The sequence below is a fragment of the Streptomyces sp. NPDC090083 genome (assembly GCF_044747445.1).
Taxonomy (GTDB): domain Bacteria; phylum Actinomycetota; class Actinomycetes; order Streptomycetales; family Streptomycetaceae; genus Streptomyces.
The window spans coordinates 1,165,474-1,173,301 of sequence record NZ_JBIVED010000002.1 but is presented as its reverse complement, the minus strand read 5'-3'; the positions used below and the strand labels follow the sequence as shown (position 1 = coordinate 1,173,301).

Annotated in this window: 8 protein-coding genes; 5 read left to right on the top strand and 3 right to left on the bottom strand. The window is 69.8% G+C overall.

All coding sequences use genetic code 11. The annotated features are described in order from the left end of the window. Positions 1–91: 91 nt before the first annotated feature. Complete coding sequence (locus ACIPTO_RS11080) at positions 92–1,687, bottom strand: Na+/H+ antiporter (RefSeq protein WP_366323402.1); 1,596 nt, start codon at positions 1,685–1,687, stop codon at positions 92–94. A gap of 62 nt (positions 1,688–1,749) precedes the next feature. On the opposite strand from ACIPTO_RS11080, the gene ACIPTO_RS11075 reads away from it, so the two are divergent. From ACIPTO_RS11075 to ACIPTO_RS11065, 3 genes are all read left to right on the top strand, one after another. Beyond that, entirely contained in the window at positions 1,750–2,010 is a 261-nt protein-coding gene (locus ACIPTO_RS11075) for a UBP-type zinc finger domain-containing protein (protein WP_266772430.1), read from the top strand. Between the two features lie 266 nt (positions 2,011–2,276). After that, positions 2,277–2,690, top strand: coding sequence for an anti-sigma regulatory factor (locus ACIPTO_RS11070; RefSeq protein WP_004925829.1), 414 nt, complete (start codon positions 2,277–2,279; stop codon positions 2,688–2,690). Next, positions 2,687–3,820 carry a SigB/SigF/SigG family RNA polymerase sigma factor gene (locus tag ACIPTO_RS11065; protein ID WP_366323404.1) on the top strand — a complete coding sequence of 378 codons (1,134 nt, stop codon included), beginning with the start codon at positions 2,687–2,689 and terminating at the stop codon, positions 3,818–3,820. Before ACIPTO_RS11070 ends, ACIPTO_RS11065 begins: the two co-directional genes overlap by 4 nt. A 74-nt stretch (positions 3,821–3,894) precedes the next feature. Here ACIPTO_RS11065 and ACIPTO_RS11060 read toward each other — a convergent pair whose 3' ends face one another. Next, a complete protein-coding gene (locus ACIPTO_RS11060; RefSeq protein WP_366323406.1) occupies positions 3,895–4,353 on the bottom strand; it encodes a hypothetical protein in 459 nt (152 codons plus the stop codon). Positions 4,354–4,469: 116 nt separating this feature from the next. Here ACIPTO_RS11060 and ACIPTO_RS11055 point away from each other — a divergent pair, with 116 nt between their 5' ends. Both ACIPTO_RS11055 and ACIPTO_RS11050 read left to right on the top strand, forming a co-directional pair. Then, entirely contained in the window at positions 4,470–5,435 is a 966-nt protein-coding gene (locus ACIPTO_RS11055; protein ID WP_366323408.1) for a diacylglycerol kinase family protein, read from the top strand. Positions 5,436–5,754: 319 nt separating this feature from the next. After that, positions 5,755–6,012, top strand: coding sequence for a WhiB family transcriptional regulator (locus tag ACIPTO_RS11050; RefSeq protein WP_006142322.1), 258 nt, complete (start codon positions 5,755–5,757; stop codon positions 6,010–6,012). Positions 6,013–6,280: 268 nt separating this feature from the next. On the opposite strand, the gene ACIPTO_RS11045 is transcribed toward ACIPTO_RS11050, so the two are convergent. Beyond that, positions 6,281–7,747 carry a PAS domain-containing sensor histidine kinase gene (locus ACIPTO_RS11045; RefSeq protein WP_366323680.1) on the bottom strand — a complete coding sequence of 489 codons (1,467 nt, stop codon included), beginning with the start codon at positions 7,745–7,747 and terminating at the stop codon, positions 6,281–6,283. Between the last annotated feature and the right edge of the window lie 81 nt (positions 7,748–7,828).

Below are 7,828 nucleotides of genomic sequence, written 5' to 3'. Positions count from 1 at the left end.
CTCCAAAACCTGCTGATGTGCTGGACCGGCACCTGCACCACCTGCGGCCGCCCCCTCACCACCAGCAGAACCAGAACCTAACGAAGCACTACTAGGCCGCTTCCCGGTAGGCCGCCGCCTCCTCCAGGTCCAGTCTGCGCAGCAGGGTGCGGAGCATCTCGTCGTCGATGTAGCGGCCGTCCCTGAGGCGGACGAACATCGAGCGTTCGGCGCTGATCATCTCGCGGGAGAGCCGGCGGTAGGTGTCGTCGACGGTCTCGCCGGTGACGGGGTTGGTGGCGCCCAGGCGTTCCCAGACGGCGTTGCGGCGGCGCTCCAGGACCTCGCGGAGGCGGTCGGCGAGGGGAGGCGGCAGGGCGTTGCGTTCGTCCTCCAGAAGGGCCTCCAGGCGTTTTTCGGCGACCCGGGACGCCTGCGCCTGGGCGTTGGCCTCGGCGAGCGTCTCGGCCTGCTGGTCGCGGCCGGGGAATCTCAGGAGGCGGATGATCGGCGGCAGGCTCAGGCCCTGCACCACCAGCGTGCCGATGACCGTCGTGAAGGTCAGGAACAGGATGAGGTTGCGCTGGGGGAACGGGTCGCCGCCGTGCACCGTGAGCGGGATCGAGAAGGCGATGGCGAGCGAGACCACGCCTCTCATGCCGGCCCACGCGGTGGTCATCGCCCCCTTCCAGGTGGGGTTCTCCTCGCGTTCCCTGATCCGCGCCGAGAGCATCCGGGGCAGGAAGGCCGCCGGATAGACCCACACGAACCGGGTCGCGACGACGACCAGGAAGAGGGCGATGGCGTACCAGGCGGCGTCCAGGCCCCGGTACTCCCCGAGGCCCTTGAGGACCACCGGCAACTGGAGTCCGATCAGGGCGAACACCGCCGACTCCAGGACGAAGGCGACCATCTTCCAGACGGCCTCCTCCTGGAGGCGGGTCGCGAAATCGACCTCCCACGCGCGGTGGCCGAGATACAGCGCCACCACGACGACGGCGAGCACCCCGGAGGCGTGCACCTGCTCGGCGACCGCGTAGGCGACGAACGGGATCAGCAGGGAGAGCGTGTTCTGCAGCAGCGCCTCCTTGAGGTGCGTGCGCAGCCAGTGGATCGGCACCATCAGCAGGAGCCCGATCCCGACCCCGCCGACGGCCGCGAGCAGGAACTCCCCGATGCCGCCCGCCCAGGTGGCGCCCTCGCCGATCGCCGCCGCGAGGGCCACCTTGTAGGCGGTGATCGCGGTCGCGTCGTTCAGCAGGGACTCGCCCTGGAGGATCGTCGTGATCCGGGACGGCAGCCCGACCCGGCGGGCCACGGCGGTCGCCGCGACCGCGTCCGGCGGCGCCACCACCGCGCCCAGCACCAGCGCCGCGGTCAGCGGCAGTCCCGGCACGATCACGTACGCGGCCCAGCCGACGACGAAGGTGGCGAAGAGCACGTAGCCGACCGACAGCAGGGCCACGGGCCGCACCTGGGCCCGCAGGTCGAGGTACGAGCTGTCGGTGGCCGAGGTGTACAGCAGCGGGGGCAGCAGCAGCGGCAGCACGACCTCGGGGTCCAGGGTGTAGTCGGGCACCCCCGGGACGTACGAGACGACCAGCCCGACCGCGACCAGCAGCAGCGGTGCCGGCACCGGGGTGCGTCTGGCCGCGGCGGCCACCACGGCACTCCCCGCCACCAGCATCAGCAGTGGCATCACGTCCATCGACCTCGCCCACCCTCGTTTTTCCGCGCGGCCAACCGCACACCCGTCGTAATCTGGCAATCATGAAACAGTGCACGCACGCCGACGCGCTGCCGCTCCCTGAGCCGGGGCCCCAGAGCGAGACCTGTCTGGAGTGTCTGGCGGCCGGCACCCACCCGGTGCAGCTGCGACTGTGCCTCTTCTGCGGCCATGTCGCCTGCTGCGACTCCTCGCCCGCCCGGCACGCCACAGCACATCACAAGGACTCCGGACATCCGGTGATGCGGACGTTCGAGCCCGGGGAGAGCTGGCGCTGGTGCTTCGTCGACCACGTACTCCTGTGACCCGGTAATCCGACCGCCTCTTCCGACGGTTCGACCGTCTGACGTCTGGGTACGTCAACCCGGCGCGCGCTCTTCCCAATTGGGCCCGCAGGACCCCTAGCCACGGAGCGTATCCGTAGGTTTACTATGAGTGACAACATGGGGTTGGGGTCCCGGGGACAGAAAAGTTCGGAGCGCGGTAGCGTCACCGCTGAACCAAGTATCGCGTTACCCCGGGGGGCGACCCCTGGGCCCCCGAAAGAGCTTGTACCACCTTGGAGGTGAGGGTGTCCCAGATCGCAGGCGAGCCCGCGACCCAGGACTTCGTGGAAGTCCGGCTGCCGGCTGCGGGTGCCTACCTGTCGGTGCTGCGTACGGCCACGGCCGGCCTCGCAGCCCGTTTGGACTTCACCCTCGACGAGATCGAGGACCTTCGCATCGCGGTGGACGAGGCCTGCGCGATCCTGCTCCAGCAGGCCGTGCCGGGCTCGGTGCTCAGCTGTGTCTTCCGACTTGTGGACGACTCGCTCGAAGTCACCGTCTCCGCCCCGACGACGGACGGTCACGCGCCCTCGCGCGACACCTTCGCCTGGACCGTGCTCTCGGCCCTCGCGGGCAAGGTCTCATCGGCAGTCGACGAGGACAAGACCGTTTCGATCAGCCTCTACAAACAGCGCGGCGCGGGACCCGGGCCGGCGTGAGGAACGGGGACGGGCCGGTGCGGGACGAAGAGCGCGGCACACGGGAGCCGCCTGCCGAGGGCGGCTCAGGCGGATCCCGCCGCACGGCGGACGGCAGCGCCCCGGTGCCGCGCGGCGGAATCCCCGAGCAGGCCCGGCCGCACCCGGAGGACGAACCCTCGGAGGCCGGTGAGATGGACGACGGTCAACGCGAGCAGGACGGTGCCGTGCGTATTGGTGGGGTCTCCCCCGTTGCCGGGGGAACCCCCGCTCCGACTGGGTCGAGCGCGGGGGAGGAGGCGAGAGCTCGGGAAGGGGCGACGGATCAGGCGATGAGCGAGCACGAGCGGGACGATGTGGCGGGCGCACAGAGCGTGCAGGTCACACGGCACGACCCCCAGGACCGCAGCGGAGCGCGCGCACTCTTCGTCGAGCTGCGCACGCTCAAGGACGGCAGCGTCGAGTACGCGGAGCTGCGCAACCGGCTGGTCCGTATGCACCTGCCGCTCGTCGAGCACCTCGCGCGCCGCTTCCGCAACCGCGGGGAGCCGCTGGACGACCTGACCCAGGTCGCCACCATCGGCCTGATCAAGTCGGTCGACCGCTTCGACCCGGAGCGCGGCGTCGAGTTCTCGACGTACGCGACCCCGACGGTCGTCGGCGAGATCAAGCGGCATTTCCGTGACAAGGGCTGGGCGGTGCGCGTCCCGCGCCGGCTCCAGGAGCTGCGGCTCTCGCTGACCACGGCGACGGCGGAGCTCTCCCAGCGGCACGGCCGCTCCCCCACGGTCCACGAACTGGCCGAGAAGCTCGGCATCTCCGAGGAGGAGGTCCTGGAGGGCCTGGAGTCGGCCAACGCCTACTCCACGCTGTCCCTGGACGTCCCGGACACGGACGACGAGTCCCCGGCGGTCGCGGACACGCTCGGCGCGTACGACGAGGCCCTGGAGGGCGTCGAGTACCGCGAGTCGCTCAAGCCGCTGCTGGAGGATCTGCCGCCCCGGGAGAAGCGCATCCTGCTGCTCCGGTTCTTCGGCAACATGACGCAGTCGCAGATCGCGCAGGAGGTCGGCATCTCCCAGATGCACGTGTCCCGGCTGCTCGCCCGGACGCTGGCCCAGCTGCGGGAGAAGCTCCTCGTCGAGGAGTAGCCCCGGCCCCGGGGCCTGTCCGGCAGAGGTGCGTGCCAGGCCACGCGTCCGCGACAGGATCCGCCGGGCAGGCTCTAGCTCTTCGGCTCCTCGGTTCCACGACCAGGCCCTCGGATCCCGAGGGCCTGTGTCGTCGCCGGGTTCACCAGCAGCACCAGCGCGCCGACGGCGAGGACCGCGAGCACGATCCCGGCCGGGATGGCAACACTGTCGGCCTGGAGCAGGTTGTAGGCCACGGGCAGCGCCATGACCTGGGTGATGACGGCCGGGCCCCGGCTCCAGCCGCGCAGCAGGAGCAGTCCGCGCGCGGCCAGCAGCGGCAGCAGCGCGAGCACCACAAGGGTCACGCCGCCGGTCACGGCCTGCTGGCGGTCGTCCGGTTCGCCGGTGAGGCCGAGGACGAGCATCCACACTCCGGCGACGGCCAGCGCGAGCCCTTCGACGGCGACGAGGACCGCCGCGTAGGTCAGCCGGCGCGGGCGGCGTGCGCCGGGGCCGTCGGTCTCCGGGGCGGGGGTCTGCTCAGCACTCACCCCAGAAGGGTAGCCCTCGGGGTGCGGCCCCAGGTGTTCAGGCTCACGCCCCCTTCTCTTACCGAACGCCTACCTCGGTATGGGCCGAGTACCCCCCAGTAGGTACGCTGCAACTCATGCGTGCACTTCTCGTGGTCAATCCGGCGGCAACCACCACAAGCGCACGTACGCGCGACGTTCTGTTCCACGCGCTCGCCAGCGAGATGAAGCTGGAAGCGGTCACCACGGAGTACCGGGGGCACGCGCGTGACCTCGGCCGGCAGGCCGCGGAGAGCGGGAACGTCGACCTGGTGGTCGCCCTCGGCGGCGACGGCACGGTCAACGAGGTGGTCAACGGCCTGCTGCACACCGGCCCGAACCCGGACCTGCCCGGTCTCGCGGTGGTCCCCGGCGGCTCCACCAACGTCTTCGCCCGCGCGCTGGGCCTGCCCAACGACGCCGTGGAGGCGACCGGCGCCATCCTGGACGCCCTGCGCGAGGGCCGTGAGCGCACGGTCGGCCTCGGGCTGACCTCCGGGACGCCCGGCACCGACGACGAGGCGGTGCCCTCGCGCTGGTTCACCTTCAACGCCGGGCTCGGATTCGACGCCGGAGTGGTCGGACGGGTCGAACAGCAGCGGGAACAGGGCAAGAAATCCACCCACGCTCTTTACGTGCGCCAGGTGGTCCGGCAATTCCTCGGCGAGCAGCACCGCCGGCACGGGACGATCACCCTGGAGCAGCCCGGTGCGGACGCGGTCACCGATCTGGTGGTGGCCATAGTCTCGAACACCTCGCCCTGGACGTATCTCGGCAATCGCCCGATGTACACGTCACCTAAGGCGTCGTTCGATAAAGGCCTCGACGTACTCGGGCTCAGTCGGCTGTCCAGCGCCGCGGTTGCCCGGTATGGCACCCAGTTGCTCACTTCGTCCCCCGAGCGTGGACCCCATGGCAAGCACGCTGCGGCTCTGCACGACCTGAGTGACTTCACCTTGCATTCGAAGGTCCCTCTGCCCCTCCAGATGGACGGCGACCACCTCGGACTGCGTACCAGCGTGACGTTCACAGGCGTACGCCGGGCACTGCGTGTGATTGTGTGAGCAGAAAGGGCTGAAGTCCTTTCACTCGAACGTTTAGACCAGGATCCACCCCATGGAAGTACGGCTGTGACCTAGTCGACACCGAGGAATCAAAAAAAACTTTCCAGAAGGGGTTGTATCCGCCGCTGAGGTTTGCGAGTCTCTACGTGGCGATCGAGACGGCCCGCAACACCGGCCTCCACGGATCACCGGAACCCCTCTTCAATCCACAGGACCCCGCCAGTGAAGCTGGCGTTCGGCCCTTCACTTGTTGAGGGATTCGTGAAAGCGTTCACATTCACAAGCAACCCGCACGTAATACCAAGGAGAGGTAGCAGCCATGGACTGGCGTCACAACGCCGTTTGCCGCGAGGAAGACCCCGAGCTCTTCTTCCCCATCGGCAACACCGGTCCTGCGCTGCTGCAGATCGAGGAAGCCAAGGCCGTCTGCCGTCGCTGTCCCGTTATGGACCAGTGTCTGCAGTGGGCGCTCGAGTCCGGCCAGGACTCCGGCGTCTGGGGTGGTCTCAGCGAGGACGAGCGCCGCGCCATGAAGCGCCGCGCCGCTCGCAACCGTGCCCGTCAGGCATCCGCCTGACGCCCACCCTGCTAACAGCCTGAGCTTGGCGGCGCGTACAGCGAGTACGCATCTCCCGCCCCCGAGCCGCAGCGCGCAGTACCCCCGATGCTCCCCCAATTCTCGACTCCGCTCGAAGCGGGGGGAACCCCATCGCAACGAGCGACTGGCCCCGGATCACCCCGTGATCCGGGGCTCTTTGCTGCTCACGTGCGGCTTCGGGCTGTTCAAGTGCGGCTGCGGGTACGGGTGTTCACGGCCGCGCGTGTGAAGGTCGTGTGCACGTACGTCACTTGTGGGCCTGCACCGGCACGTCCAGGATCACCCGGGTCCCCCGCTCCGGCGCCGCCACCATGTCGAAGGTGCCGCCCAACTCGCCCTCCACCAGCGTCCGTACGATCTGCAGGCCGAGGTTGCCCGAGCGGTGCGGGTCGAATCCCTCGGGGAGGCCCACGCCGTCGTCCTGCACGGTGACCAGGAGGCGGGCGTCCTTGGCGCTGCCGCCGCGCACGGCCGACACCTCGACCGTGCCCGTCTCGCCCTCGCGGAAGCCGTGTTCGAGGGCGTTCTGCAGGATCTCGGTGAGGACCATGGAGAGCGGGGTCGCGACCTCCGCGTCCAGTATCCCGAAGCGGCCGCTGCGCCGGCCGGTGACCTTGCCCGGGGAGATCTCGGCGACCATCGCGAGCACCCGGTCGGCGATCTCGTCGAACTCCACCCGCTCGTCCAGGTTCTGGGACAGCGTCTCGTGCACGATCGCGATCGAGCCGACCCGGCGCACGGCTTCCTCCAGTGCCTCCCGGCCGCGCTCGGACTCGATCCGGCGGGCCTGGAGCCGCAACAGGGCGGCGACCGTCTGGAGGTTGTTCTTCACCCGGTGGTGGATCTCCCGGATGGTCGCGTCCTTGGTGATCAACTCACGCTCGCGGCGGCGCAGTTCGGTGACGTCCCGGAGCAGCACCAGGGAACCGATGCGGGTGCCCTTGGGTTTGAGCGGGATCGCGCGGAACTGGATCACCCCGTCCCGGGCCTCGATCTCGAACTCCCGCGGGGCCCAGCCGCTGGCCAGCTTGGCGAGCGCCTCGTCCACCGGGCCCCTGGTCGGGGCGAGTTCGGCGGTGGTCACGCCCAGCGGCTGGCCGACGAGGTCGGTGGCGAGGCCCATGCGGTGGTACGCGGACAGGGCGTTGGGCGAGGCGTACTGCACGATGCCGTCGCCGTCGAGGCGGATCAGTCCGTCGCCGACGCGCGGCGAGGCGTCCATGTCGACCTGCTGGTCCGGGAACGGGAAGGAACCGGCCGCGATCATCTGCGCGAGGTCGGACGCGCTCTGCAGATAGGTGAGTTCGAGGCGGCTCGGGGTGCGCACGGTCAGCAGGTTGGTGTTGCGGGCGATGACACCCAGGACGCGCCCGTCCCGTCGTACCGGAATCGACTCGACCCGGACGGGGACCTCCTCGCGCCACTCCGGGTCGCCCTCGCGGACGATGCGGCCCTCGTCCAGGGCCGCGTCCAGCATGGGGCGGCGACCGCGCGGGACGAGGTGGCCGACCATGTCGTCCTGGTACGAGGTGGGGCCGGTGTTCGGCCGCATCTGGGCGACGGAGACATAGCGGGTGCCGTCGCGGGTGGGGACCCACAGGACCAGGTCGGCGAAGGAGAGGTCGGAGAGCAGCTGCCACTCCGAGACCAGCAGGTGGAGCCACTCGAGATCGGAGTCGTCGAGTGCGGTGTGCTGGCGTACGAGTTCGTTCATGGAGGGCACGTCTGCGAGCGTACCCGCCGGTCTGTACCTGTCCTAAAAACACCCGCGGGCCGCGGCGCCTGGGAGGGACCC

Excerpts from the sequence above, each read along its gene's own strand:
- ACIPTO_RS11080 (WP_366323402.1), bottom strand. The coding sequence starts at position 1,687 with ATGGACGTGATGCCACTGCTGATGCTGGTGGCGGGGAGTGCCGTGGTG.
- ACIPTO_RS11075 (WP_266772430.1), top strand. The coding sequence starts at position 1,750 with ATGAAACAGTGCACGCACGCCGACGCGCTGCCGCTCCCTGAGCCGGGG.
- ACIPTO_RS11055 (WP_366323408.1), top strand. The coding sequence starts at position 4,470 with ATGCGTGCACTTCTCGTGGTCAATCCGGCGGCAACCACCACAAGCGCA.
- ACIPTO_RS11050 (WP_006142322.1), top strand. The coding sequence starts at position 5,755 with ATGGACTGGCGTCACAACGCCGTTTGCCGCGAGGAAGACCCCGAGCTC.
- ACIPTO_RS11045 (WP_366323680.1), bottom strand. The coding sequence starts at position 7,747 with ATGAACGAACTCGTACGCCAGCACACCGCACTCGACGACTCCGATCTC.